This is a genomic window from Candidatus Nitrosotenuis uzonensis, assembly GCF_000723185.1.
Lineage (GTDB): Archaea > Thermoproteota > Nitrososphaeria > Nitrososphaerales > Nitrosopumilaceae > Nitrosotenuis > Nitrosotenuis uzonensis.
In genome coordinates this window covers 460277-485325 of record NZ_CBTY010000009.1, presented here as the reverse complement: position 1 = coordinate 485325, position 25049 = coordinate 460277, and the positions used below count along the sequence as shown (strand labels likewise).

At 41.3% G+C, this 25049-nt stretch carries 35 protein-coding genes and 2 tRNA genes; 23 read left to right on the top strand and 14 right to left on the bottom strand.

Annotated elements, in window-relative coordinates; genetic code table 11:
* Positions 1-736 precede the first annotated feature (736 nt).
* Both mtnA and NITUZ_RS08145 read left to right on the top strand, forming a co-directional pair.
* Positions 737-1798 (top strand): S-methyl-5-thioribose-1-phosphate isomerase, encoded by a 1062-nt coding sequence (gene mtnA, locus NITUZ_RS08150; RefSeq protein WP_048196882.1) that lies wholly within the window; start codon positions 737-739, stop codon positions 1796-1798.
* A gap of 36 nt (positions 1799-1834) precedes the next feature.
* Positions 1835-2467, top strand: a complete 633-nt coding sequence (locus NITUZ_RS08145; RefSeq protein WP_048196880.1) for a PqqD family peptide modification chaperone — start codon at positions 1835-1837, stop codon at positions 2465-2467.
* 339 nt (positions 2468-2806) lie between these two features.
* Here NITUZ_RS08145 and NITUZ_RS08135 read toward each other — a convergent pair whose 3' ends face one another.
* Positions 2807-3046, bottom strand: coding sequence for a hypothetical protein (locus tag NITUZ_RS08135; protein WP_048196877.1), 240 nt, complete (start codon positions 3044-3046; stop codon positions 2807-2809).
* A 34-nt stretch (positions 3047-3080) separates the two neighbouring features.
* Positions 3081-3155, bottom strand: a tRNA-Arg gene (locus tag NITUZ_RS08130).
* 38 nt (positions 3156-3193) lie between these two features.
* On the opposite strand from NITUZ_RS08130, the gene NITUZ_RS08125 reads away from it, so the two are divergent.
* On the top strand, positions 3194-4372 hold the full coding sequence (locus NITUZ_RS08125; protein ID WP_048196875.1) for an aminotransferase class I/II-fold pyridoxal phosphate-dependent enzyme: 1179 nt from the start codon (positions 3194-3196) through the stop codon (positions 4370-4372).
* On the opposite strand, the gene NITUZ_RS08120 is transcribed toward NITUZ_RS08125, so the two are convergent.
* From NITUZ_RS08120 to npdG, 4 genes are all read right to left on the bottom strand, one after another.
* Positions 4356-4754, bottom strand: a complete 399-nt coding sequence (locus NITUZ_RS08120) for a pyridoxamine 5'-phosphate oxidase family protein (RefSeq protein ID WP_048196871.1) — start codon at positions 4752-4754, stop codon at positions 4356-4358. The genes NITUZ_RS08125 and NITUZ_RS08120 overlap by 17 nt on opposite strands.
* Entirely contained in the window at positions 4744-4974 is a 231-nt protein-coding gene (locus tag NITUZ_RS08115) for a hypothetical protein (RefSeq protein ID WP_048196870.1), read from the bottom strand. Before NITUZ_RS08115 ends, NITUZ_RS08120 begins: the two co-directional genes overlap by 11 nt.
* Positions 4975-5003: 29 nt before the next feature.
* The gene (locus tag NITUZ_RS08110) at positions 5004-5342 is read right to left on the bottom strand and encodes a type II toxin-antitoxin system PemK/MazF family toxin (RefSeq protein WP_048197104.1); all 339 of its coding nucleotides are present in this window, start codon (positions 5340-5342) and stop codon (positions 5004-5006) included.
* 308 nt (positions 5343-5650) lie between these two features.
* Positions 5651-6322 carry an NADPH-dependent F420 reductase gene (npdG, locus tag NITUZ_RS08100; protein WP_048196866.1) on the bottom strand — a complete coding sequence of 224 codons (672 nt, stop codon included), beginning with the start codon at positions 6320-6322 and terminating at the stop codon, positions 5651-5653.
* Positions 6323-6375: 53 nt separating this feature from the next.
* On the opposite strand from npdG, the gene NITUZ_RS08095 reads away from it, so the two are divergent.
* From NITUZ_RS08095 to NITUZ_RS08070, 6 genes are all read left to right on the top strand, one after another.
* Positions 6376-7002, top strand: coding sequence for a histidine phosphatase family protein (locus tag NITUZ_RS08095; protein WP_048196865.1), 627 nt, complete (start codon positions 6376-6378; stop codon positions 7000-7002).
* Positions 7003-7089: 87 nt separating this feature from the next.
* The gene (locus tag NITUZ_RS08090; protein WP_048196862.1) at positions 7090-7350 is read left to right on the top strand and encodes a cytochrome c oxidase subunit II; all 261 of its coding nucleotides are present in this window, start codon (positions 7090-7092) and stop codon (positions 7348-7350) included.
* Positions 7350-7772, top strand: a complete 423-nt coding sequence (locus tag NITUZ_RS08085) for a cupredoxin domain-containing protein (RefSeq protein ID WP_048196861.1) — start codon at positions 7350-7352, stop codon at positions 7770-7772. The genes NITUZ_RS08090 and NITUZ_RS08085 overlap by 1 nt, the downstream gene beginning before the upstream one ends.
* Positions 7773-7818: 46 nt before the next feature.
* Positions 7819-9345 (top strand): cytochrome c oxidase subunit I, encoded by a 1527-nt coding sequence (locus NITUZ_RS08080; RefSeq protein WP_048196860.1) that lies wholly within the window; start codon positions 7819-7821, stop codon positions 9343-9345.
* Positions 9346-9355: 10 nt separating this feature from the next.
* Positions 9356-10294 (top strand): plastocyanin/azurin family copper-binding protein, encoded by a 939-nt coding sequence (locus NITUZ_RS08075; protein WP_048196859.1) that lies wholly within the window; start codon positions 9356-9358, stop codon positions 10292-10294.
* 54 nt (positions 10295-10348) lie between these two features.
* Complete coding sequence (locus tag NITUZ_RS08070; protein ID WP_420887320.1) at positions 10349-10738, top strand: COX15/CtaA family protein; 390 nt, start codon at positions 10349-10351, stop codon at positions 10736-10738.
* On the opposite strand, the gene NITUZ_RS08065 is transcribed toward NITUZ_RS08070, so the two are convergent.
* Positions 10728-11231: a hypothetical protein gene (locus tag NITUZ_RS08065; protein WP_048196857.1), complete on the bottom strand. Its 504-nt coding sequence runs from the start codon at positions 11229-11231 to the stop codon at positions 10728-10730. The two genes, NITUZ_RS08070 and NITUZ_RS08065, sit on opposite strands and share 11 nt — an antisense overlap.
* Before the next feature lie 95 nt (positions 11232-11326).
* On the opposite strand from NITUZ_RS08065, the gene NITUZ_RS08060 reads away from it, so the two are divergent.
* The 4 genes from NITUZ_RS08060 to NITUZ_RS08045 all read left to right on the top strand — a co-directional run bounded on the left by NITUZ_RS08060 (position 11327) and on the right by NITUZ_RS08045 (position 13259).
* Positions 11327-11929 (top strand): SRPBCC family protein, encoded by a 603-nt coding sequence (locus NITUZ_RS08060; RefSeq protein ID WP_048197102.1) that lies wholly within the window; start codon positions 11327-11329, stop codon positions 11927-11929.
* 48 nt (positions 11930-11977) lie between these two features.
* A tRNA-Lys gene (locus NITUZ_RS08055) sits at positions 11978-12067 on the top strand.
* Positions 12068-12174: 107 nt separating this feature from the next.
* A complete protein-coding gene (locus NITUZ_RS08050) occupies positions 12175-12636 on the top strand; it encodes a hypothetical protein (protein WP_155991503.1) in 462 nt (153 codons plus the stop codon).
* Positions 12637-12647: 11 nt separating this feature from the next.
* The gene (locus NITUZ_RS08045) at positions 12648-13259 is read left to right on the top strand and encodes a hypothetical protein (protein WP_048196854.1); all 612 of its coding nucleotides are present in this window, start codon (positions 12648-12650) and stop codon (positions 13257-13259) included.
* Positions 13260-13356: 97 nt separating this feature from the next.
* On the opposite strand, the gene NITUZ_RS08040 is transcribed toward NITUZ_RS08045, so the two are convergent.
* The 3 genes from NITUZ_RS08040 to NITUZ_RS08030 all read right to left on the bottom strand — a co-directional run bounded on the left by NITUZ_RS08040 (position 13357) and on the right by NITUZ_RS08030 (position 14585).
* Positions 13357-13575 carry a PIN domain-containing protein gene (locus NITUZ_RS08040; RefSeq protein WP_048196852.1) on the bottom strand — a complete coding sequence of 73 codons (219 nt, stop codon included), beginning with the start codon at positions 13573-13575 and terminating at the stop codon, positions 13357-13359.
* A gap of 194 nt (positions 13576-13769) precedes the next feature.
* Positions 13770-14036, bottom strand: coding sequence for a hypothetical protein (locus NITUZ_RS08035; RefSeq protein WP_048196848.1), 267 nt, complete (start codon positions 14034-14036; stop codon positions 13770-13772).
* A 228-nt stretch (positions 14037-14264) separates the two neighbouring features.
* On the bottom strand, positions 14265-14585 hold the full coding sequence (locus tag NITUZ_RS08030) for a hypothetical protein (protein WP_048196845.1): 321 nt from the start codon (positions 14583-14585) through the stop codon (positions 14265-14267).
* Between the two features lie 109 nt (positions 14586-14694).
* On the opposite strand from NITUZ_RS08030, the gene NITUZ_RS08025 reads away from it, so the two are divergent.
* Positions 14695-15192 (top strand): winged helix-turn-helix transcriptional regulator, encoded by a 498-nt coding sequence (locus NITUZ_RS08025; RefSeq protein ID WP_048196844.1) that lies wholly within the window; start codon positions 14695-14697, stop codon positions 15190-15192.
* Between the two features lie 59 nt (positions 15193-15251).
* Positions 15252-15692, top strand: coding sequence for a DsrE family protein (locus tag NITUZ_RS08020; protein WP_048196842.1), 441 nt, complete (start codon positions 15252-15254; stop codon positions 15690-15692).
* A gap of 75 nt (positions 15693-15767) precedes the next feature.
* Here NITUZ_RS08020 and NITUZ_RS08015 read toward each other — a convergent pair whose 3' ends face one another.
* Positions 15768-16175, bottom strand: coding sequence for a PPOX class F420-dependent oxidoreductase (locus tag NITUZ_RS08015; RefSeq protein WP_048196841.1), 408 nt, complete (start codon positions 16173-16175; stop codon positions 15768-15770).
* A 112-nt stretch (positions 16176-16287) separates the two neighbouring features.
* Here NITUZ_RS08015 and NITUZ_RS08010 point away from each other — a divergent pair, with 112 nt between their 5' ends.
* The 6 genes from NITUZ_RS08010 (at position 16288) to NITUZ_RS07985 (ending at position 19999) form a co-directional block, all read left to right on the top strand.
* On the top strand, positions 16288-16662 hold the full coding sequence (locus NITUZ_RS08010) for a hypothetical protein (RefSeq protein ID WP_048196839.1): 375 nt from the start codon (positions 16288-16290) through the stop codon (positions 16660-16662).
* Between the two features lie 208 nt (positions 16663-16870).
* A complete protein-coding gene (locus tag NITUZ_RS08005) occupies positions 16871-17164 on the top strand; it encodes a winged helix-turn-helix domain-containing protein (protein ID WP_048196837.1) in 294 nt (97 codons plus the stop codon).
* Positions 17165-17212: 48 nt separating this feature from the next.
* On the top strand, positions 17213-17593 hold the full coding sequence (locus tag NITUZ_RS08000) for a hypothetical protein (RefSeq protein ID WP_048196835.1): 381 nt from the start codon (positions 17213-17215) through the stop codon (positions 17591-17593).
* Between the two features lie 67 nt (positions 17594-17660).
* On the top strand, positions 17661-18386 hold the full coding sequence (locus NITUZ_RS07995) for a hypothetical protein (protein WP_052370139.1): 726 nt from the start codon (positions 17661-17663) through the stop codon (positions 18384-18386).
* A 135-nt stretch (positions 18387-18521) separates the two neighbouring features.
* Entirely contained in the window at positions 18522-19424 is a 903-nt protein-coding gene (locus NITUZ_RS07990; protein ID WP_048196834.1) for a PEFG-CTERM sorting domain-containing protein, read from the top strand.
* A 62-nt stretch (positions 19425-19486) separates the two neighbouring features.
* Positions 19487-19999 carry a ferritin gene (locus tag NITUZ_RS07985; protein ID WP_048196833.1) on the top strand — a complete coding sequence of 171 codons (513 nt, stop codon included), beginning with the start codon at positions 19487-19489 and terminating at the stop codon, positions 19997-19999.
* Between the two features lie 2 nt (positions 20000-20001).
* Here NITUZ_RS07985 and NITUZ_RS07980 read toward each other — a convergent pair whose 3' ends face one another.
* Positions 20002-21024 (bottom strand): hypothetical protein, encoded by a 1023-nt coding sequence (locus NITUZ_RS07980; protein ID WP_052370138.1) that lies wholly within the window; start codon positions 21022-21024, stop codon positions 20002-20004.
* Positions 21025-21197: 173 nt separating this feature from the next.
* Between NITUZ_RS07980 and NITUZ_RS07975 the strand changes: the two genes are divergently transcribed.
* The gene (locus NITUZ_RS07975) at positions 21198-22136 is read left to right on the top strand and encodes a ligand-gated ion channel (RefSeq protein WP_081844907.1); all 939 of its coding nucleotides are present in this window, start codon (positions 21198-21200) and stop codon (positions 22134-22136) included.
* 245 nt (positions 22137-22381) lie between these two features.
* Here the strand turns inward: NITUZ_RS07975 and NITUZ_RS07970 are convergent, their stop codons facing one another.
* Both NITUZ_RS07970 and NITUZ_RS07965 read right to left on the bottom strand, forming a co-directional pair.
* Positions 22382-22777 (bottom strand): hypothetical protein, encoded by a 396-nt coding sequence (locus tag NITUZ_RS07970; protein ID WP_048197095.1) that lies wholly within the window; start codon positions 22775-22777, stop codon positions 22382-22384.
* Between the two features lie 43 nt (positions 22778-22820).
* Complete coding sequence (locus tag NITUZ_RS07965; RefSeq protein ID WP_048196831.1) at positions 22821-23090, bottom strand: hypothetical protein; 270 nt, start codon at positions 23088-23090, stop codon at positions 22821-22823.
* A 109-nt stretch (positions 23091-23199) separates the two neighbouring features.
* Between NITUZ_RS07965 and NITUZ_RS07960 the strand changes: the two genes are divergently transcribed.
* The gene (locus NITUZ_RS07960; RefSeq protein ID WP_048196828.1) at positions 23200-25041 is read left to right on the top strand and encodes a sensor histidine kinase; all 1842 of its coding nucleotides are present in this window, start codon (positions 23200-23202) and stop codon (positions 25039-25041) included.
* Positions 25042-25049 lie beyond the last annotated feature (8 nt).

The window sequence follows — 25049 nt, the reverse complement described above, 5'->3', positions numbered from 1 at the left end:
CCGAAATTACAAAAGCAAATAATTATGTATGTGTCATATGAAATCTTTTCTGTAGCACAAACTAAGAGTTGATATCACTCCTTGGAGAACAATTTCTACATAAACGTGTAATGAGTTCCGTCATCTATTTCTCATCTCCTATATTACGTGATACTTATCTGGTGTCGTGCATCCAAGTGCAGAACAGATGCAGTAGTTATTGTAATCCTCAAATACCCCTATGATAGCAATTTGGTCTCCTAGTAGTTGTTAGAGCAGAACCTCCTTCAATCATTTTGTATCTTGCTCACAACTTCTTTACCAACACTGGGACACTCCCATCATTTTGTTATGGTATCGCAGGTTGCTTTGTTCTTTTTATCAAATAATCCATGATATCTGGACAAGATTAAGCTTTGCCGTGATGTGGTAACATATGCCCTTATTCTATACTCAACTAGATCATAATTTGTTGGTAAGAGGATTACTAATTTTAGTATAATACATAGTTCACACTTAATTCACACAGTTAAATTACACCATTATCTTTAATTGTTTTGTATACATGATGTACAAAGATGTAGTTGCAGGACTTGGCGAAATTGGTGACCCTATTCAGAGATTACTGTCGAAATCAACAATTTGTATCTAAGAAAAGTAAAAAATGCAAAAACAATAGCAAAAAAATATGTAAAAGGTAAACAATCCTATGATAAAAAATAGCGAATATATCCAGTAAATTAATTACTAAAATCACATGGACAATCAACCCACAATTCATTCATTATTAAGAACGGTAGACTGGAAAAATAATAAAGTAGTAATGATCGATCAAACCAAATTACCAAACGAACTTGTTTTTGTAGAATACTCTGATTATAATGACGTAGCATCAGCAATCAGAAATTTGGTAGTAAGAGGCGCACCGGCAATTGGAGTTTCTGGTGCGTTTGGTCTTGCATTAGCATCTCTTCAAAGCACTGCTACAACAAAAGAACAACTCTTATCAGATCTTGAAAAAGCAAGAAAAATTCTCTTTGAGACAAGGCCTACTGCAGTTAATCTTGCATGGGGTCTTGAACAAATAATGAATGCGGCAAAAAAAGGTAATACTGTACAAGAAATCAGAGATCTGATAATGAATACTGCAAAACAAATGGCAGAAGATGACATCAAAATCAACATGACTATGGGAAAACATGGTTCACAACTATTCAACGACAATGACACTATAATGACACACTGCAACGCAGGATCTCTAGCTACTGTAGCATACGGAACTGCACTTGGAGTCATACGAGCAACAAAAGAAGCAGGAAAGAACATCAAAGTAATAGCAACAGAGACAAGACCTGTACAGCAAGGCTCAAGACTTACTGCGTTTGAGCTAAAGCATGACGGATTTGATGTCAGCCTGATTCCGGATACTGCCGTAGGCTATACGATGGCAAACAAGCTTGTAAACAAGGTTGTAGTGGGCGCAGACAGGGTACTCCGAACAGGACACGTATACAACAAAATCGGAACATACCAGGTAGCACTGATGGCAAAACAGCACGGAATCCCATTCTATGTGGCAGCCCCGCTCTCTACATTTGATATGAAAAGCAATCCCGAAGATGTCATAATAGAGCAAAGAAAATCCACGGAAGTGACCCAAACTGGAGACAAAAAGACAGCTCCTGATGGAATCAACGTGATAAATCCGGCCTTTGATATGACCCCCCCAGAATTAATTTCAGGGATAATCACGGAGGCAGGCGTGGCAACAGCACCATACGAAGAATCTATACAAAAGTTACTTGAAGCTAAGAAATAGAAAGTTTTTATTCATTTTTGCAAAGACATAGAAAATATGCCAGCAATCACAGCAGAGCAAATCCGAGAATCGCTCACCAAGTGCATGGACCCTGAAATCCCGCTAAATATTGTAGAGATGGGGCTAGTCTATGGAATCGACATTTCAGAATCAAATGACGTGCACATCAAAATGACAATGACAACACAGGGCTGCCCGCTACACCAAACACTAGTATCAGATGTTACAAGGTATGCAAAAAAAGTCCCAGGTGTTAACAATGTCAAAGTCGATATAGTCTGGGATCCACCATGGACTCTTGATAAAATGTCGGATGTTGCAAGGGCAAAACTGAAAAGCTTTTCATCAAGGGGAAATCCTGCACCAATAGACTATGAGACTGCACTGCCACAGGGAGTAGGCTCTCTAATACAGCAGGAAGACGGCGGCATGGTCCTTGCAAACGAGCACAACCAGGGCTTTATGGTAAACCAGGCCATAGTTGACTTTTGGAGATCGTGTAACGGCAAGCGCAAAATAACAGAGCTTGTGGAAATTTTTGCCCAGAAAACAGGACTGCAAAGAAATCAGGTGGAAAAAGAAGTAATACAGCTGATTGGCCAGCTGCGCGACGGCGGCCTTATCGTGATACCAACGCCTGAGGCGCCAAACGTGCAGTTCAAAAAATAATAAAAATTTTTTACAACATATGCCAAATAGTATTGGTGCAAAAAACTGCGCAAGATACGGCATTGCCTTTGAGTGCCAAGAAGACAAGTCCTGCTAGTGCTTTAAAGAACCAAGGATTACTGAAGAGGATATCATACATGATGAATGCATGTGTAAAAGCTGCCTGCTATTACAGTACCGAAAAAAACTACTGGGAGTTTAGAGCGTCCGCACGGGAGAATTTTTCTATTTTAAAACCGTAATAGATGATCGTGGGCAAGTGGCTCACCACCGAACTGTACCAATTTTTTTCAAATAGTTCTCAAAAACAATTTATCTTATTCTTTTTTCAGAAGATACTTAGATCTCATTTATCTCTGAAATGGTCGCATGAACAGAATCCATCCTTACCACTGCACGCTTGTCAGCAAAACCCAAAGCGACATACCAGTCTCCAAGCTCATCATCGTATTTTGTCTCAAGCGTGGTAATATCTACGGGTGCAACACCATACTTTTTTACAATTCCAGATACTGCAAGTACTATTGCCTGCTTTTCAGTTTCCAGTCTTTTTTTCATCAGGCCGATTCCGGGCGCCATCATATGTGATTCTGATTTGTTCTATTAAAATTAGAGGGCTCGGAGGGCTTCGATCCCTCGACCTGGCGGTCCGAAGCCGCCCGCACTATCCAGACTGTGCTACGAGTCCAAAAACACTTTAACAAGGCTAAATATCTGTCTAGCTGCTTGAAGGTCTCAAAAAAAGTAGCCGGAGTGGAATATGCAATCAGAGATATCGTGCTTGCGGCAAGGCAGGTCGAAAAACAAGGAAAGAAAATCACCTACCTTAACATAGGAGACCCTGTCCAGTACGGCTTCCAGCCGCCAGAGAACGTAAAGGAAGCTATGATAAAATCAATCAAATCAGGATTCAATTATTACGCATCATCAGAAGGACTGCCTGAGCTGAGAGAGGCAATCGCAAAAAAAGAAAGCTCAAAAGGTCTCTCAGTCGGCCCAGATGACATCCTTGTGACAAACGGCGTCTCAGAAGCACTTGATATGGTAATGTCATCTATAATAGAGGAAGGAGACGAGGTGCTGCTCCCAGGACCATACTATCCGCCATACGCATCATATGTGAGGCTGCATGGCGGCATACCGGTAGAATTTGCAGTAGATCTGAAAAACTCCACACCCGACATTGCGGATATACGAAAAAAGATAACAAAAAAGACAGTTGCCATATGCCTTATCTCTCCTAACAACCCGACGGGAGCGGTATTTTCAGAAAAATCGCTCAAAAATATAGTTGATATTGCAAACGAGCACGACCTGTATGTCATATGTGATGAAATATACGATCAGATAGTATTTGATGAAAAGTTCACCGGAATAGGCAAGGTATCGAGCGACTCGCCAATAATACTGCTAAACGGATTTTCCAAGGTGCACCTGATGTCCGGCTGGAGAATAGGATACATTGGATTCAACCAATCCGAGAAGCTAAGGCCGTTGCGCGAGAACCTTCCTAAACTAGCGCGAGTGAGAATATCGACAAACCTGCCAGTCCAGTATGCCGCACTGGAATCACTGCGAGGCCCGCAAGGATACGTCAATGAATTTGTATCGGAGCTGAAAAAAAGACGCGACTTTGTGGTAAAAAGACTAAACTCTATTCCAGGACTATCATGTACCAGCCCAAAGGGTGCATTCTATGCTTTTCCGAAAATAGAAAATAACAGGTATTCCTCGGATCAGGAATTTGTCATGGAGTTATTAAAAACGACCGGCGTTCTTACCGTTCACGGCTCTGGATTTGGAACGCAGTATGGCAGTGGCCACTTTAGGTTGGTGTTTCTTCCGGATATGAACACACTTGACTTTGCATTAAATGAAATAGAAAAGTTCAGTACTGCCAACTAGTAATTTTTTTCGGCGTTATCTCTATTATGCAATCAGTCTGTTCCAGCAATTCTTTTGCGGATTTTAAATTCAGGCTCTTAAAATAGCGCAATAAAATGGAACTAGCTACTCTTTTTACCTTGGATTTTCTCAAAATCAGCTTTGCCTTACCAACACCCATCACACCATAAATTGGGTGCCATATTCCATCATCTACACAAAAGCAGACTGTTTTATTCACTTTGACATTTCTTGCCTTTTGTGATTTGGAGCTGGTACCAATATAGAACTTTTTTGCAGAATACTTGTACCAGACAGGAACCAAGTGAGGATTTCCTTTCTTATCTATGGTTGCAAGGCGCAACACTTTTTGTTTTTTAAGGAATTTTTCCCTACTGAACATTCCTTTTCCTCATTCCAAATGTAAGCAGGAATCCTCCAAACACTAACATGCCGATTGAGACCTTGGCAGAGTTTATCTCGCCATCAAATAAAAAATCAACCACAAACTCCGGGCTCCACAATATGGAATCGCGTACAAGTACTATCACACCAGAGACCAAAAACAGAACGCCCATGGCAGAATACCAGTTTCTACCTTTTTTTTGGGGGGACGATTCCATAGACTAAAGCAAATCTTTTGTATAATAAATCACACCAATTCCGACAATGATTTTCTTACTTGGTTAAACTTTTCATTCTTTACTCTGCCTAGCTCTTTTACAACAAGCGATTTTTCAAGCGTGAATATCTTGCTGAATTTTATTCGTGACGTCTTGGAATCTTTCCGTCCAGAACATCCCCTCTCAAGAAGAATAGAATAATTGTCAAGATTTGAAGTAATATCACAACATACAAAATCACTTGATATATAATTGTGAATTTTATTTGAAAAGACCAAAACTGGCCGTTGTTTCATCTTGGATAAATCGCTAAACGGAAAAGCAATTAACAGTATCTGGTCCTGCTCAAAGCTTATCTCAGATGCCATCCTTTTCATTGTACCGCAGTTTTTTTGCCGTCTTTTCGGAAATCTTTGTCAAATAACTAAATCGTCTTCGTTTTTTGTAAATTCGTTTGATTTTTTAATAAGAATTTTTTTCCGTGCAGCCGTAAGCAAACACCTGTCTCTTTTTCTAATCCCATGCATCTTCTTACATCCGCAGGTATTGCAATCTGTCCTTTTGCTGATACATTCACTGTTTTCAGCTTGGTTTGCCCTTTCATAGTAAAGCAAGGAATTTTACTAATAAGGCTTTGACGCGATATAAATCCGCATTCTAGAAAGCAAATACGAATCTAGAGAATTTTAATTCCAGGATTTTTCAGCTTGTTCTTTATCATGGCATTGAGAAGCAGCGGGGTTGCAATCTCTGCCTGGTATGCCAGTGCGCCAGGACCCAAAAATATCGGCCTCAGTCCTTCAATTTCCAGTATCAGCGAGTTTACTACATCCACTGATTCCTTCTCATCACCGCAAACGAAAATATCATAATCTAAAACAAACTTGGGATCGACAAGCTTTTTCTCAGATATCACATGAAACGCAGAGACCAACTTTTGCTTGTTTTTCATGTATTTTTGCACCATCTGGTGTGCAAACTGTTTTCCCTCTTTTAGCGGTATGAACTCAAAGCCTGTATCGGTCTTTACCATCGGGACTATGGGCGATATCACAATACAGGAATCTCTTACATTTGCAAGCAGCTCAGGACACACCGAATCAATATTCTCATATGGTATTGCCAGAACAAGAACGTCGCTTTGCTTTGCAACAGAAAGGTTGTCAGCACCTGATATCGCACCGCCAATGTTCCCAAAAGCTTGCCTTGCCACATCAGAATATTCTTTTGCGGCATCAGATGCTCTTTGCGCGTCACGCGAGCCGATCAAAATATCGTGCTTTTTGCACCAGCGCAGAGCAAAGCCCTTTCCCATGCCGCCCGTCCCGCCTATGATTCCTATTTTCAATGCAGACTGGCAGGCAATGTTATTATTTATCTTTATTTGAGAATTAAAAAATCATGGGCCTTATCATATTCCTGCGACACGGCCAGGCAAAAAACAACACAGAGCGTGTCCTTGCAGGAAGATCCCCTGGCATACCACTTACGGAAACAGGAATAAGACAGGCAAACGATATCGGAAGATTCCTAAAATCGCTTCAGATATCTCACATTTACGCAAGCCCAATTGAGCGTGCACAGAAAACAGCCGAGATTGTAGGAAAATATACAAATACAATACCTACACTGGATGACCGGCTGCTTGAGCTTGAAATGGGCAAATTCTCCGGTATGCCATACGAGGAGATATTTGCAAAACACGGAAACGTATTTTTAAAATTCTACCAGGGAGACCCGACAATAGCAGAGAACGGCGTTGAGACATTTGACCAAGTAAAAAGGCGCGTTCTTGATATGGTCGATCATGTGAGATCAGAGCATGCCGACCAGAACGTCCTGCTTGTGACCCACATGGACCCGATAAAGGCAATGATCTCAAACGTGCTCAATCTCAATCCCCGATCGCTCTTTGAGCTGATAGTGGCAAACGCCTCACTGACAATCTTCCGGGAGGAGCAGAGCAAGCTCTCCCTTACTGCGATCAACGCGATGAACTCGGAAAGGTACAACCAGGGCCCGTTCTAAGACGGACGATCATAAAAATCCGTTTACCGTGATGACAAAGCTCAAAACCCTTAAATAGAATTCGAAGGTCACGAGCTGTCACTGGGCATGGGAAAGATAATCGTATTAACGTCATTGCTAGCTGTTCTGGTAATTTTGCCTGCCGTATCTGTTGTCTTTGGTGCCGAAGAGGCGCACGATTACATCAACAGGAAGGTGGAAATCTGGAACTTGTTCTTTAAGATGATGACAATCGCATTTACAGTCGGAGCTGTGGTCTCTGGCACGCTGATTTGGCTTGTCTGGAGATTCAGGGAGTCAAACCCGAAGGCAAAGCCGACAAAATACGAGGAAAAGGGCGAGTGGTAATGGGCGGACACTCTAACTGGCCTGAATGGATATACATCGGCGTAGTAGTGGCACTTTTAGCTTATGTGGGAGCAGAGGCTTGGAACGTTGAGAGAATTGTAGAGCACGTCCCGGCTGAAGCCGAGGTAATCAAGGTCACAGGCCAGCAGTGGTTCTGGACGTTTGAGCACGCAGACGGCAAAAAGGAAGTAGGCGAGCTACACCTAAAGAAAGGCAAGCCGTACAAATTTGAAATCACAGCAAAGGATGTCAATCATTCATTTAACATTCACGATTATGTAGTATTGCAGGATGCCATAGTGGGCAGGGTCAACACGGTCTGGTTTGCACCTGACCAGGCAGGTGAGTATGTCATCCAGTGCAGAGAATACTGCGGACTGTTACACTACAACATGAGGGCTACGCTGTATGTGGAGGAATGAAAATTGAACAATGATTTAATAAAAGAGCTAGGGGTGGAAATCTAGAATGGTCCTAGAACTGCACAAGCCGCGCCCGATATGGCAGATAATGTTCTCAACGCACCACACAGACGTGGGACTGCTCTACCTTATCATGTCGCTTACATTCTTCTTTATGGGCGGAGCACTTGCACTTGGTATCAGAGCAGAGCTGTTCTATCCTGGATCGCAGATAATCTCTGACTCGATGACCTTTAACAGAATGTTCACAGTCCATGGAACCACGCTGATATTCCTGTTTCTGCTTCCGTTCGCATCAGCAGTAGGCAACTACTTTGTGCCAATAATGGTCAGATACAAGGACATGGCGTATCCAAAGCTTAACGCAATCGCCTTCTGGATGATTCCTCCGGGAGGTGCGCTCATCTGGCTAGGCTTTGCAGACTTTACATGGTATGCAACACCGCCATACTCTGCAATCAGCTCACCAGGCCCGGCAGCAGATATGTGGATATTTGCACAAAAGATACTTGGCGTATCATCTATTCTTGGCGCAATCAACTTTATCGTAACAATACTCAAATGCAAGCACCCTGACCTGCCGCTCAGCAAGACTCCTTTGCTTGCATGGTCGTTCCTCTCATCATCGCTTATCATAATAGTGGCAGTGCCTACATTTGCAGCAGCCCTTGTAATGCTACTAACTGACAGGCTCGGAGTAACCGGATTTTTCGATCCTGCCAAGGGAGGAGACCCGATAGCGTACCAACACCTGTTCTGGTTCACATTCCACCCAGAAGTATACGTGCTGGTAATTCCTGCAATCGGCATGATGTATGAGATAATACCAAGATTCTCAAGAAAGCCGATATTCTCGCACTCGTCAGGAATCTTTGCATTTGTCATGCTCAGTATAGTTGGATTCTCATCATGGGCACACCACATGTATGCGACCGGCATGTCGTTTACAGAAAAGACAGTATTTATGATCGGAACCCTGGCGGCAGTGCCGGCATCTGCAATGCACGTTTTCAACTTTTTAGCTACAATGTGGGGCGGAAGAATCAGGTTCGCAACCCCGATGATGTGGGCAGTAGGAGGAATTGCACTGTTCTTCTCTGCAGGAGCAGGAGGCGTGGCAAACTCTGCAATGCCGTTTGACTTTATCACGCACGACTCTTACTGGGTGGTAGGACACTTCCACCTGTTTGTGATGGGAACAATAGCATTTGGCTCAATAGGATTCCTATACTACATGTTCCCGTTTGTAACTGGAAGAATGTACAACGAGGCAATGGGCAAGGCGCACTTTATCACCGCCTTTATCGGAACTGTGATGGTATTCTTTACACAGCACGTACTTGGATTGTACGGAATGCCAAGGAGAGTCTTTGACTATCTGCCGTTACCTGAATACATTGTGATGAACCAAATTGCATCCGTTGGCGCAATGCTCATTGGCGCAGGAATGGTTCTTTGGATATTTAACATGATATACAGTTCCGCAAAGGGCAAGGAAGCAAACATGGATGACCCGTGGGGCCTTGGCGGAAAATACTACTTCCCACACCAGGCAAAGAACCCGCACCACTAGGAGATAGAAAATGTCACACACAGAACCAATCTACAGGACAACACCGGCAAGAACTGCAAAGATGATGGCAATAATGTGCGGTGTGTGCATAGCCGGAGGAATTTTGTTTTTTGCCTTTTGGGATTACTGGATATCTATGCCTCCAGGAAACCAGATGACTGGACCAGCAGCACCTCCTGCAGTTGCAACAGGAAAGACAATTCCAGTAACTTTGAGATTTGTCGAGTCTTCAGACTTTAGGACGCTTGCATTTAACGCGCTTCCAGGGCAAGAAGGGCACAACCCTGACATCCAGGCAAACGTGGGTGATAAAGTTACATTCGATGTGACAAACGGCGGTATCTCGTTCCATTCATTTGGCGTAACGCCGGCAACTGAGGGCTTTGGCAGCATACTTGCAGGAACAGAAATAGGAAGTGCCTCAAACCCGCTAAAGCCAAACGAGAGCGGCAAGTCGGAATTCATACCGACAAGCGAGGGTACATTCTACTATATCTGCACAGTGCCAGGCCACCGCGAGCTTGGCATGGAAGGCAAAATCATAGTAGGCCCCAAGGCAGCAGCACCGACGGCAGCAGCCCCGACAGGCGTCAAACACGATTTTAACCTTGACTTTGTCGAGTCTTCTGACTTTAGGACGCTTGCATTTAACGCACTGCCAAACGAGCAAGGACACAACCCAGACGTTACGGTAAAATCAGGCGACTCTGTTACAATCAAATCCACAAACAATGGAGTATCGTTCCATTCATTTGGAATAGTGACAAACCCTGATGATCCGAGCTCTGTTGTCTGGAATTCCGCAATTGGCTCTGCCACAAAACCGCTCAAACCACATGAAAGCGGCCAAGTCACATTTACCGCAGGTGCACCAGGCACATATTACTACATCTGTACTGTTCCAGGCCATGCAGCGCTTGGCATGAAGGGTAGCTTCATAGTAGAATAGGTCTTGCTTCTAAAGTACGTCTCGCTAGCATCTCTTGTAGTTCTGTATTCTCTGATGTTTATCGGAGGATACGTTTCAGCAGCAGGACTTGGGCTTTCCTGCCCTGACTGGCCACTATGTCCCAACGGGCTTTTGCCTGACAAAGAGTTTTTCATAGAATGGGTGCACAGATTCATAGCTGCCACCACCGGAACTCTGATAATTGCAACTACAATCGGCGTATGGCTTAACAAAAACTCTGATAGAAAGATAAAGATCACAAGCACACTTGCATCGATATTCGTGGTAACGCAGATCACACTTGGAGCTCTGGTAATAGACACAAAGCTACATGCTGTTCTAGTTGCAATACATCTTGGAATCGGAATCCTGCTGTTTGCAATGACTCTGCTTACTGCGATATTTGCCTTCAGGATGGCAAAGGCAATCCAGGCTAGAGCCTAGACCTTTTGAGCCTTTTTGGCACATAGATGTAGATAAACAGGACGGCAGCACCGATCGCCCCGGACGCTATGACATAGATGAAAATGTAGCCGAAGGGGTTCTGCGTTCCCATGTTGAACGTGAACGTGCGTATTTTGCCTGCATCATCGTACAGGTCCACCCGAAATATGTGGTTGCCAGATCTCTGAAAAATATAGTCAAACTCCCAATGTCCGCCGTCAATTGTCTGTGGGGCTATTCCGTCAACCTGAACATTATCATAAAAGATTCTAATGCCGACTGTAAATTTTGGTACCTCATTTAGCTCAAGATCGGTCACGCGCATTAAGATCTTGGATTTTTTATTGGGTTCTGGGATCTCCGGATCCGTTGCGATCTGGATTCTTCTATCTCCTATTGTCTCCTCTGCAGAATTGAAAAGAGCGTGACCGCTTGCGCTCTGCAAAAGAGGAGCGGAAACGACAAGCAATGCAAACAATACTGTCTTCCACACATTCCACAAAAATGACTCTGATAATATAATGTCAATTGATCTTCTCGTAGAAAATGACAAAAGCTTTAAATGCAGACTTAAGAAAAGCCCAAACGTTGACTACAGTCAAAAAATCAATTGACATCAAGGCACCAGTTGATACCGTTTTTACATACTTTGCACGACCCGAGCACGTATCAGATCAGATGTCGGACAAGGGAGTAGCAATGACTGTCATCCCAATGGAGATAAAGGACGGTATGGGCGTTGGAACCACATTCAGAATAGTAGGCGACTTTGGAGGAAAACGACTTGAATGGGATTGCGAGACAACCGAGTTTGTCAGAGAGCGCAAAATATCAGCCAAGATGACATCGGGTCCGTTCAAAAAATGGGACATTACGACCGAGTTTACACCAAAGACAGAAAGACTCACCACAGTAACGATGACGGTAAACTATGAGATGCCGTTTGGACCTCTTGGTGGAATTATCAACAAGATCAAGTTTGCCAAGACTGCCGAAAAGGGAATGGAATCTGCACTGTACAAGGTAAAGGGGCTATTGGAAGGAAATGGTTCTATACCTGTATACATCACACTTGATGCCTACCAGAAGCTTTTGGAGGAGAAAAGAAAGATGAACAATGTGCCAGTTTCCACCGTGCTGACTGCGATTCTGGAAAAATACAGCGAAGTAGAAGCCAAAGCTTCCAACTAAATTTTTCAACTCAACTTTAAATTACCAGTAACTTGTTTTTTGCTCGTGGGGTCTATGGCTCAGCCAGGTAGAGCGAAGGACTCTTAAAAAAAACTTGGAGACATCCTTATGTCGTGGGTTCGAATCCCACTAGACCCGCTCTTACGGTCTCGGCGCGTCCTGTTTTTTGACGACGACTTTTCCATTTGGCAATGTCCCGACATTCTAATCATACTTTTGTTCAAATGGGTAAAATAATAAAATTCGTGTGGGAGTGGATTTCTGAGTATCCGATTGTTGTATTTGTTATGTTATTGGTTACAGTAGGAGATTTTATAATAAAACAAATCAGCGATAACTATAATGAGGGATTTACGAGCGTTATCTCAAACAGTTTTTTCCCGAACGTGGTTTTCATTACATTCTTTTGCATGATTGGCGCAGAGGCATTTCACACTTACAGAAAATGGAAAAGATATCCAAGGAAGGCAGCAGTAAAACCATATATCACAAAATTTGAAGCCGGTTCAAAGTCGTTTGTTAAATGGGGATTTTTCATGATGGATTGGGTGTCGATTGCCATTTTCATTATCAGTTTTTACCCAATTGGATTTGGCAATGAAACCGATTCATACAAGAAGGCAATGTTCTTTCACGGATTCTTCGCTTTAGCTATTGTGCCATTCATTACTTCAATATTCTTTACGATTAAAAAAGAACAGAGATAGAAATTATGTGCGTGGATAAAACCAATCAAATTGACCTCTCAAAACTAGACAAAAGCGTCAGAGTGTTCCGTTTTGCCGACAGTTTGTTCAAAGTTCTGAACGAAGAAAACGCGAGTTTCATAATGAAGAATGTCACCGAGCAAAAACACTATCACTTTTACCAGAAGGACGGTAAACCATATCTGCTACTTACGTTGGAGAAAACGCCAGACAACAAAAAGGTACACATCGAGATTGACATCAAGAAAATGCTTGAAGTTATAGGAACTATGCTTTACGCTGTTTTCAAAAATCTGGAAAGGATAGAAACTACCGACGCAAGATTCACGGGTAAAAAAGTAGCTCTTGCTTCTTATCCTACAATGTTTGTCGATGAAGTAAAGCGAAAAGCCGCATACTTTACCCAAGAGTACATTGAAACTGAAACGGTTTTTGAAGAAATAGAAACCTATGAAACTGCCTTCGGGGCTATTCTTAATGAGAACGGCGAAGAAACCGACATGATTTTTATCAGAAATGGCGAGATATATCGACTTGATTTAAGGGAAATAGCTGAAATTACCCAAAAATACGAAAAGGAATTTCCTCCTTCCTCTCAGGAAACAGAGTTGACAAAAAAATAAAAGGGTTAACAGGACGCGCCGCCGCCGACCGCCCCCGCGTACGCCACTAGACCCGCTTTATCTAATGTTCCAGAAAGAGAAATCAAACAAAAACATATCATCCATAACTATCCAAAAGGTCTTCAGGGTTCATGACTTTGACATCCTTATGTGGGAAATCTTTCTTGTTTCTGGTAACAATAACATCACATTTTGTTTTTGCAGAGTAATATTGTATTGCATCTTCATAATCTCTGAATTTTATGTCTTGTTTAGCTTGCTCTAATACAGATCCAGTTAATTCAATTATATGATGACCTTTGATGAATTTCCACATTGTCTCTTGCTTCCTTGTCTGGCTCTATTCGTATTCTGCGAAAGTACAGAATAGGGATCGTGAATGCTGAAATGTAACCATTGTATTTTCCTTTTCTAATACCACTTATCACTTCAAGACTGTTATTCCAACCTTGACGTTTTTCAGAAATATCAACAAAGATGTTTACATCGACAAAAACGTTGGGCCTTGTATTAGCCATAACGTTGAGCCGCTATGTGTCTAACCAGCTCCTTATCTTGAGAAGAAGGATTATACGGTTCGGTACCTACTAGCGCCAACAACTCTCGATCAATTTCGATGTTTGGATTTTTACTCATTATCTCTTGCTCAAGTTTCTTGATTCTGTTTTTTTCAGGTTCTTTCTTTCTTTCAATTCGGTTTATCTTGCTATATAGATCTCGGAGATGATTCATCTCCTTCTTAATCTGTCTTTTAATGTATTGAATATCTTCTGCCATAAGAATAATTAGATAATCGTTCTCATTTAAATAAATTTATAGCTGGATAAGCAACTTGACCAATTTTTGGAAACATTTAAAGCTGATTCTGACGTAAGACCATCTAGAATCCTAGATTTGAACCGCTGGTGGAGTGGATACCACTAGACCCGCTTTCCCTTATTCCTGCTATACTTGATATGATAATTTCAAATAACATGCGTTTATTCAAAACTTGGCAAAAAATATCTATGGTTGGACTAGTACTGCCTTTTCCTGCATGCGCTCGTAGTACCCACTCGTTACCTTTGATGGGGCGTAATAGGTTACCTCTATCACATCTCCTGGCTGCGCATCGCATTTCTGTATAACTGGCAGATTTACCGTTTGTGTCTTGATAACGCATCCATTCTCAGTTACTGCCAGAACAGTTCCCTGCTCTGTTATCTGTACTGGGAACCAATGCCAAACGGGTGCAATGGTAGTCATAAGAAGGACTGCCAATCCTCCTAGCACCAATCCAACATACCACATCCATGGCATTTTCTTTTCTTGTTCGTATTTGGACATTTTATCTCGGCTAATAATACGTCAAATTTGCTAAAAAGGAATCTGGTAAATTCATCGAACTGTGGGAAACGTCATAATATGTTTTAAGTTCATGATTCTATCATAAAACGTGCAAAGAAGAGAACTAATATTAAAACTGATTCAAGAAACTCCTGGAATAAACTTGAGCAGTCTGATGAAAAAAACTGGCATGGAAACAGGCGTAATAACGTATTATCTGAACCAGCTGGAAAAACAGGGAATAATAAAATCCCAAAAGGCAACAAAGCACAGAAGATACTACCATTCTAGTGTACTTGAGGAGGAATACCCAATAATCCGCAATATCAGAAAACCAACTAAAAAGCAGATACTTTTTAAAATAATTGTGGAAGGCAAACCAAGCTTCAAGGAGCTTACCCTGAAAATAGACAAGAGTCCATCAACTTTATCGTGGAATCTCTCCGAGCTCATAGATGAGGGAATAATAGAAAAATACATGCAGAATGGAAAAGAATACTACCGTGTCAAAAACATCGAATTGCTCAAAAAAACATTCCAAAAAGAGTTCTCAAAACTATTTGATGAGAGTCTTGGCCATGCAGAAGATATCTTTCTTGCATTATGAGCTGGTAGATTCGACGAACCTACCAAATTGATTTTTTTATTAAAAGTACACTATCATACATGCAAAAAAATCTAAAATGGGCAATACCAATACTTGTAGCCCTGATTGCGACAGCTGGAATAGCAATGCAACAAGTGGACGCATACAAACGCACGGTGATGATACATATCACCGCAGGCGAGGCAGACTTTCACTCTGCTACAATGGGAGTAGAACATGCAAAATCGACACTTGCTGCAGGAAAGACAGTTGTGGTTCTACTTGACGTAGACGGAGTTGCGCTAGCGGCAAAGAACCCTCCTGCCAATCTAAAGACAGCAAATCAGAACCTGCAAGAATTCCTTGATTCTGGGGGGAGAGTGATAGCATGCGAGCATTGTATTGCAATGGCAGGACTGAAAAGCACGGACCTATTACCAGGTGTTGAAATAGACAAACATCCTCAAATGCCAAAGATGCAACAAATACTAGATGATGCGGCAGTAGTCTTGGACTACTGATCCATCAATTTTTTCCAATCTATATTGCAGAATCATTTCAGGCACACCTGCAATAGTTAGCAGGATATGTGTGCATCAATTGGACATGTGAAACACTTTTTCCGGCTTTATCTTTAGTATGACTCTTTTCTCGCTTGCAGACCTGAACGGATATTTATCCACTCCAAGATATTTTTTAGCCAGTTTGTCTATGTGCTCGTCTGCACCAGATGTAGTTTGTTCAACTATTCTTCCTCTAATGGTTACCATGTTGTAGGGATTTGCGTGATCAACTACTGACACTGCAACCCGTGGATCCCGCTCAAAATTTCTTTGTTTTGTTCTTCCCTCCGCTGTATTGATTAGAATGAACTTACCGTCATAATCGACCCAAACAGGTGTTATTTGTGGTCCACCATCGCTCATCAATGATGCAACGAACGCAAAATTCTTTCCCTTAAACAGGCTAGCTACAGTATCTGAAAACTCTTTGCTTATCTGCATGCATTCAATAGGATTTCAAATCACTTAAGCATTATCTGAATGAATTCTCAACATGTTAGCATAACTTTGTGCCAAAAACCTTAAGAAAAATATAGAGAACACGCAAGATACGATGAAAAAAGATCACATCCTGTATATTGCGGCCGCGGCGGCTACTGCCATATCTGGAATAATGCATGTAATAATGTCCTTTAATTCATTTCCAAACAACCTCAATGCGGGAATTCTATTCCTTGTTGGGGGAATAGCACAGGTATTCTGGGTTGTACCGATGATTCGCAGATGGGGTGCGATTTGGTATTCGATTGGAATTGGCGGTACGGCAGTATTTATTGCACTGTGGGTTATAACAAGAATCCCTGATAATCCTATAACTGGCAGGGGAGGGCCTGTAAGCCAAAATGCGATAATAATCGAGACAGCCCAGATTGCATTTTTGGCAATTGTAATTGCTATTCTGGCTTGTGAAAAAAGAAAAAAATTGTAGACTTGTTATCGTATTTGTTTAACGCATTAGATAAGGATCTAGTGTTCTGAATTGTACTTGATACATTTTCAGTAATGTTTACAATCTTGAATGTAATGCAGGCGCGTATTTCTGCATGGAAAGCAGCAATTGTCTCCTAGATGGCATCAAGGTGGAATGATTCTAACAGATTTTATAATTGCCGGATGTGCATGGTAGATGAGTTCAACTGGTTCATGAATATAGAGACAGAATATACATCAGAAAGGACATTTTGTTAAAGTTGTATGAACACGGCGAGCTGAACCAGAGCAAGCTTATGAGCTACTGCGGCCTGAATAATGTAAAACATAAAGGAATACTGGATGATATGGTGACAAAAGAAATGATACTGAGGACTGAGGAGCCGTGGGGAAACAAGAGCATAATAAAGTACAAAATCTCGGACAAGGGCAAGGAAATTCTCCAGGCAGTATTAGAGCCGTATGAAGAGCTGTTTCCAAGGAAGGAGAAAGATGAGTAACAAAGTTACTACAGTGTTTTTAAGTAAAACTTTGGAGGATACTCATTCATGACGGATTCTGAGAAAAGTGGCGGCAACATATTCAAGATAATGGATGAGATCATCTTCCAGCTGAACAAGACAAAAAAAATGTTCATTGTTATGATCCTGACAATCATGATAATACCTCCTGTGGCGCTTTTGATAACCTATGAAATATTTGATCCTCCTTTTGAAGAAAGTCGAGACAAGACACAGGATGACGGGCCAAAGCCCAAATTCATAATATTTAGAATAATTCCGTTTGTAATATCTGCAGTATGGCTTGGCATTGGGATACGACAGTGGATTGTGCTTTCGCGATGGACAAAAAAATACGACCGCTACAAGGAGCTGCAAGAGAAAGTCGACAAAAAGCTTGATGATGAAAACGACCAGCAAAAGCCCTGATTTGTGCCTAGTTTAGGTAATTTTGTTACCTAAGGTTTTATTTTGTTGAGTCTGGAAGCCATAATGAATGAACGGGGACAAAACTGGTAGAAATTCAGATTACAAAATATTCTCTTTTGTGTTTTTGGCATCATTATCACTGATACTGTTGACAACACCGTCTGCTTTTGCACAGGCTGCAGGTTCCAACTTTACGGTGGTTGCAGGAGATGAAATAAAGAAAAACCCTACGGCAGTTCAAATCCTCAAGAATATAGAAATTGCAAAACAAAGACTGGCAGAGATGCAGACAGCGCAAAAGCAGATTACCGAGCATGAAAAATTCATAGAAGAACAACGACGACTTGCCAAAGAAAGACTGGAAAGGGATCTTGCGGCATTTAACAAAGATCATGAAGATTTTATGCCAAAAAACGCGTTTGCCAAGTTTGTCTCAAGGGTAAATGCTACCCATAGTGCGTTTTACTGGGATCAGTTTGACTATCTTAATAACAAGATCACAATTGCCACTCAGGCAAAGCAGGCCATATTACAATCTGGCGGCTCTTATGCAGAAGCACAAGCAGAATTCATTAAATACGCTTCCATGTCGCGAACTGAGATGATAAAACTGGTATCTGACCTTAACATAAAACACGGATTTACTGATGCCAACATGCAATCATACTTTGATGAGAACGGCAAGTTGCCACGATATGAGGATGACCAAAAGACGATCTGCTACGCGTGCGACAAGTACGAAAAGATCAAAGAAGAAATGTTGCTTGCAGAGAAGCGATCAAAGTCAACCTAACACAAAATCAAATTATACCGGGCGCCCATTCTGGCGTCTTTATTATATACTGTTAACAATCTTGCGACAGATCCGGTCTAAAATACATGGATTCATCGAGAAAGATAAATATCGTAATCTATTACACCAAATGAAATGAGGCAGCAAATTCTAGGTTTTCTTGCAACAATATCTGTTGTTGTAGCCGTAGCATCACTTTTACCTGCAATGGCGCTTCCTTATGATACTGCGTGCCCGAACTGTCCTACTAGCAATCTATATCAATCGGATCGATCTGACAGGCTTGCAGATATCCCGCTTAGAATGTGGACCGATAAAAAACTGTACCTTTATGGCTCTGATATTATAGTGGAGGGTGCAGTGGCCAATTACAAACCAGACATACCTGTAACCATGACCATATACAATCCTCAAAACAACGTGATCGGCATTCAACAAATTCACGTAAATGCTGATAACACCTACAAAGTGCCAATCAAGGCAGCTGGAAACCTGTGGAACAAAGACGGCTTTTACACTATTAGAGTCCAGTATGGACCGCAGGAAATACACGATAGGGAAATAATCGAGATTGTTGGCTCTCCTGGGACACCCGTTGCATGTTCCGCAAACCAAATCACCGTACAAAGCAGTACCGACTTGTACTGTGTGACGTATCAGGCAAATAATGTTAAAGTACAAAAGGCAACCGTAAGCAGCGAATCATCCTCCATTAACCTAAAGATTGCTGCACAGGAAGACAGCTCTATTTTGCTTGTAATTCCAAGAAGCATCCTTGATTCACAGTCAAGCTCAGGCGATAATCCATTTGTGGTACTAGCTGACGGACAGCCAGTATTGGATGTCTATGAAGCCCACTCTGACGACTCTTCAAGGACATTGGAAATATCAATTCCAGATTATGCCGGCAACTTGGAGATAATAGGCACGTATGCAGTTCCAGAGTTTGGAGCAATAGCAGCAGTAATGCTTGCCATAGCAATTGTCTCAATAATTGCAATCTCTGCAAGAACAAAACTGGCAATACCAAAATACTAGTACTGCCAATCTGATCTCTATAGATCTCAAAATTTTTATGCAATAACAGTTTGATAGTGTTGATGAAAATCTCTCGCGGTATGGAAAATCTGTTCAACAACCAGATTGCAATGGAAGCATCGGCATCAAACTACTATCTTTCTATGGCCTCTTGGAGCGAGGTAACAGGCTATGAGGGTGCCGCCAGCTTTTTGTATCAGCAAGCCGACGAGGAAAGACAACACATGTTAAAGATAGTACATTACCTGAATAACCTTGGAGTGCAGGCAAAGATTCCGTCCATCAGGGAACCTGCATCGAATTTCAGCTCACTAGAATCAGTATTCAAGGCAGCACTAAAGAGCGAGCAGTCTGTCACACAGGCAATAAACAAGATGGTGGATGTGGCACAAAAGGAAAAGGATCACAGCTCGTACACATTTTTACAGTGGTTTGTAACTGAGCAGGTACAAGAAGAAACCAAGTTTGAAACAATATTGCAGAAATTCGACCTAATAGGCAGAGACAAGATAGCAATAAATGAAATAGACAGACAGCTTGGGGCTATGGCAAGCCAAGCTACAAACGCTGCCTAATACTAAATTGCCTGTTCAGATTCTGTTTTGCTGTTGTTTTTGTTCTTTTTACCGGAAAATCTTACTCTGATCAGGTAAGCAATGCTTAGTATTATCTCCACAACGAACGCAACAATGAGAAACGCTGCTATCTGCGTTACGAATTTTGGAATCTGATTTATGTTGTTTGCAACATCTTGTACCGTAAAAAATGTCTGGTCGAATAGAAATATTCCCAGAATGGCAAAAGGTATAGTCTTTGCAAGATCTTTTGAGAGATCCTCGTTGTAATATGCAGTGATTCTAATTCCTATTATCAGTATGCTTGCCACAAAAAACACTTTGTCGGGAGTCATATCCTGTGTAAGTAATAATATGAACATGGAATATGCTAAAAACCACGCAAAAACTATTACCGGAAATATGACAAACTTGGTTGTAATGTATGCTGCAACTCTTGGAGCTGCAGATTTTCGCTCGCCTGTGGATTTATACTTGCCACCGCCAAGTCTTCTTTCCAGATCAAACGAGAAAACATCCCGTCTTGCGATAAATCGATAGAAATGAAAAACGAATATGCCGTAAACTGCAACACCTAGCGAGAAAATGATTATGTCGTTGAAGCTAGCCTTATCGGTGACATCACTTACTATCTTGTTTAGGTAATTGATCAAAGAATCGTAAGAAATCTCTGAAACCTGCATGGCAGCTATATTATTTTGTATTTCGACCTGAGATATTCCTGAAGAAATATCTGGTAAGGAATCTGTACTGGTTACTGACTCTGCATTTTTGAGCTCTTCCATACCTTTTGATTCTGCCGGTGTATCTATTTGGTCAGCAACATGAGGCTTGTTTGGGCACCCATCAAATCTGTTAATTCCAAGATAGTCTTCTTTCTCGTCATCGCATTTGTCTACCGCATCGGGAATCCCATCATTATCTGTATCATATGACTGAGCGTGTACAGGCAATATCACTAACAAAAGTAAGACAGGTAGTAAGAATACTATTCTCATTTCCTTATCAGGTGATGCTACAGACATAAATTAATTGGCCTTGGAAATTTTACCAATTCAATACATTTTTACTAATACGATTAACCATTTTTCATCCCGTAAGAGTTTTGTCGATCTTATGCATTTAATATTGATTATGATAGATTTGCGGCATGCCTTCTTGCTTCAAAGTATATACATAGATTTTCCATCAATGAAAAATGTTGCAATTACATAGAGCGTTTCTTGCAGTATCTGCAGCCATTTTAATGCTGAATACGGTTGCCATGCAAGCATACGGACAGGAACCAGATATCTTGCATTCCGACATGCAAAAAAAGTATGAAATAGGCATCTATCTCCTAAATGTGGGTAAGGTGGATCTGCAGACCGGATCCTATGATCTTGATTTTTATATGTGGATAAAATCCAATGAAGCTGACTTTACGCAATCAAAACCAAAATTTGAGTTCATGAACGGAAGGGTAACAACTGAAGTGCTTACAGTAGAGCCAAATTACTATGAGGTAAGAGTCAAGGGAAATTTTCTGAAAAATATGAACTTTCAAAAATATCCATTTGAGCAGCTATTTCTTACCGTTGAGGTAGAAGGTATAGATGACATTGATAAGATGGTATTTGTCCCTGATGCTGATGCAACTGGCATTGACAAACTGGTTAATATTCCCGGGTGGAGATTGGTATCAAGCGACTCTACTATAACCGAACACCAATATCCTGATGAAAAATCCTACTCACGTTATATTTTTTCAATTACAATTGAGAGATTCTTTCTGTCTTCTTTTCTGAAGACAATATTTCCAGTGCTTATAATTACCACAATAGCAATGCTTGCGTTTTGGATGAGCCCGACCAACTTTACCTCAAGAATTGGCCTTGGCGCATCTACACTCCTTGCCGCAGTTGCAGCTCATCTTAATGCGGCCAATCAGCTTCCACCTATTGGCTATCTTACGTTATTTGATAAAATAATGATAATTGCATACGCTTTATTCCTAAACAACCTGCTATCTATGGTAATACAGATGAGGCTTATAGATCACGACCAAAAGGAGGACGCGGTTAGGGTCAACGCAAGGATGAGAAAACTCATGCCGGTAATAATAATTGCAATATTTTTTGCGTTACTTTTAGTCTAGGTTGAAGAACTTCCCTCGTAATCGGTTGCACATTCCAGGGAGCAGAACTCTGATCGTCTGTACGTAAACTCCCTTCCACACCTCTTACATCTCATAGTATGAACCTCTTTTGGGGAGGGAAATAGTAAGTGGGAAGACTAGGCCACTTACTATTAGCCCACTTGACACGTCGGATTTTTCTGGCAAGCAAATCCATTCTTTCCGGATATTATTAATCGATAACTTGGCTTTTGCGGCATGCCTTGCTAGTAAATATTGAGTATGAATCTGTAGCGGCTTACGTCATTTAGGGACACACCGGGTTTGCCCTGCTTGAACGCAAGAATGCTATCTACTGCCTCGTGCGTCTGGATTATCTTGTAGCCTAAGCTTTTGCCATCTCTTGCCTTCATTACTGCACCATAATAGCTACAATCTCCCTTGGGTATCACCTTGTTCACACCTTGGTAGATCGTCTCCATATCTGACTTTAAGATCACCTCAGTTATTCCCAAACTGTGATCTGTCGCACATACTGTTAGATGGTACTTCCACCATCCAGACTTGCCTTTAAGAGGTTCTATGGTGCGTTCCTTTACATATTTGAAGTTGGATTCGAGTGGGACATATTGCGCATCTGCCGGCATCTGATAAACTGACATTATCAAACTAAAACAAAGAGCGAGTCCGATCACTGCTGATTTTCTAATCAACATCAAATCCTCTCACTATGCGTGCATGCGACAAAATTCCATCCGCGTTTGGTACACAGTATCTGTGTGGTATGTTAATTTCCGCTTCACAATCCCTGCACTTTCTTTGCGTTGTTGTCTTGCAAAATCTGCACATTGCAACCTGAATTAATGCTCCATCACAGCTTTCACACGCAAAAAGCATTCTCTTCATTAGAACTTCATAGATTGACTGTCTTGTCTCTGTATCGCTTTTTTCATGCGTCTTGTCTGAAACTTGCATGCATACCTGTTAGCTAATTGTTATTAGTCAATACCTTGGCTTTTGCGGCATGCCTTTTTTGCAATTGATGCCTCACAGTTTAAATTCAATTCTTGTATAACCAAGTAAATTGAAGTTAGTACATCTGTTAATAATTTCGATATCGATATTGTTTCTAACTTATGCTTTGCACAGTTATCTCTCATATGATTTTGCAATAAAGGAAGCAAAAAAATCAGCCTCACTTAGAAACGAAGCACAAGCGTCAAACATCATGAGAGATCTGGACAAATACATAGATGATAGAATAAGGGGTCTTGAAGATCTAACCAGGATAGAGCAGATTCAGCAGGATGTGCGCATATCAAATTTGGAATTTAGCAGTATTGGACAAGAAAGCATTGATTCTCTGCCTCATGCGGACACAAAAAAGTCCCTGCCCTCATCTATAACGTACGAGTCCATGTCAGAAGAGCTAAAAAATATTGTTGATTTTTACAAAAAGGAATACGATTATGATGTAATCAGCGAAATTTTCATTACAAATCAACATGGCTTTCACATAATTTCTGGAGATAAATTGGAGTATAGATACGATGATGAGAGTTGGTGGAAGATAACAAAAGAAAAAAAGATTTTCATCGGCAATCTCGAATATAACCCAGACTATGATTCATACGCATTAGTATTGGCGTACCCAATTCTTGATGATTCGAATAATTTCATTGGTTCCATGCATGTGGAAATCAGCATAAATGACTTGCTTCATGACTTTTTAATTGATGTAGACATACTCTCAGAATCAAAAAAGAACGTGGTTCTCATTGATAATGCAGGAAATGTCATCTATGAGAAAGGTGTCTATTATCCTGAAAAAAAGCTGGCATACTTTGATCAGCTCGTGGGCGAGACTGGAACAATAGAAAACATGGATAATGGAAACGTCAGGTTGATCTCATACGCATCATCTATTGGGTACAAAGACTTTAAGGGATTTGACTGGAAAGTTGTAATAAAACAGGACGAGTCAGTAGTCCTAAGCGAGTTTGTGGATCTGAGAAATACTGTAATAATATCTACTATACTTGGAATAATCTCTGCCATCGCATTAAGCTTTATCCTATCGCACTTTGTTACAAAGCCGCTAGGTCAGCTTGCCAAGATTACTACAAAGCTTGGAACCGGAGATTTTGATGCAAAAATGCAGCAAAGCAGGATAAACGAAATAAATTCCATAGTAAGTTCGTTTAACAATATGGAATCATCCCTCAAAAAACTGTTTGAAACTGAAAAAAAACTGGCAGAAGCAAATGCCAGGGTTAAGAATGAGCGCCTGACCGCAATAGGTGAGCTTGCAGCCAGTATGGCTCATGATATGAAAAATCCGCTTGGCACGATTCGAAGTGGCATAGATATCATTAAACGAAACCCGTCAGGTAAAGCAGATCTTGATGCGGTAATGCAGAGAATTGACAGGGCAATTTCAAGGATGTCCCACCAAGTGGAGGATGTGCTTAACTATGTCAGGTTCACTCCACTTGATATCAAGCCGATATCTGTAAGGAGTATAATAGAGTCTGCAATCAAATCTATAGAAATTCCAAATAGAATTCAAATAATAATTGAGGGAGATGATGCGGAATTGTACTGCGATGAGAAGAAAATGGAAATTGTGTTTATCAATATGATACTAAATTCGGCGCAGGCAATAGGTGAAGACGAAGGGAAAATCACCATACGTCTCAAAAAAGATGCTCAGCATATTGTCGTGGAAATAGAAGATACAGGTCCAGGCATTGCTCCGGAGGTAGAATCTGACATATTCAAGCCACTGGTAACTACAAAACAAAAGGGTACTGGACTTGGACTTGCAAGCTGTAGGAATATAGTGGAGCAGCATGGGGGTACAATATCGTTTAGGAACAACCCTACCATGTTTACATTGATGTTACCGCATGTTGCGCCAGAATGAAAAACTTG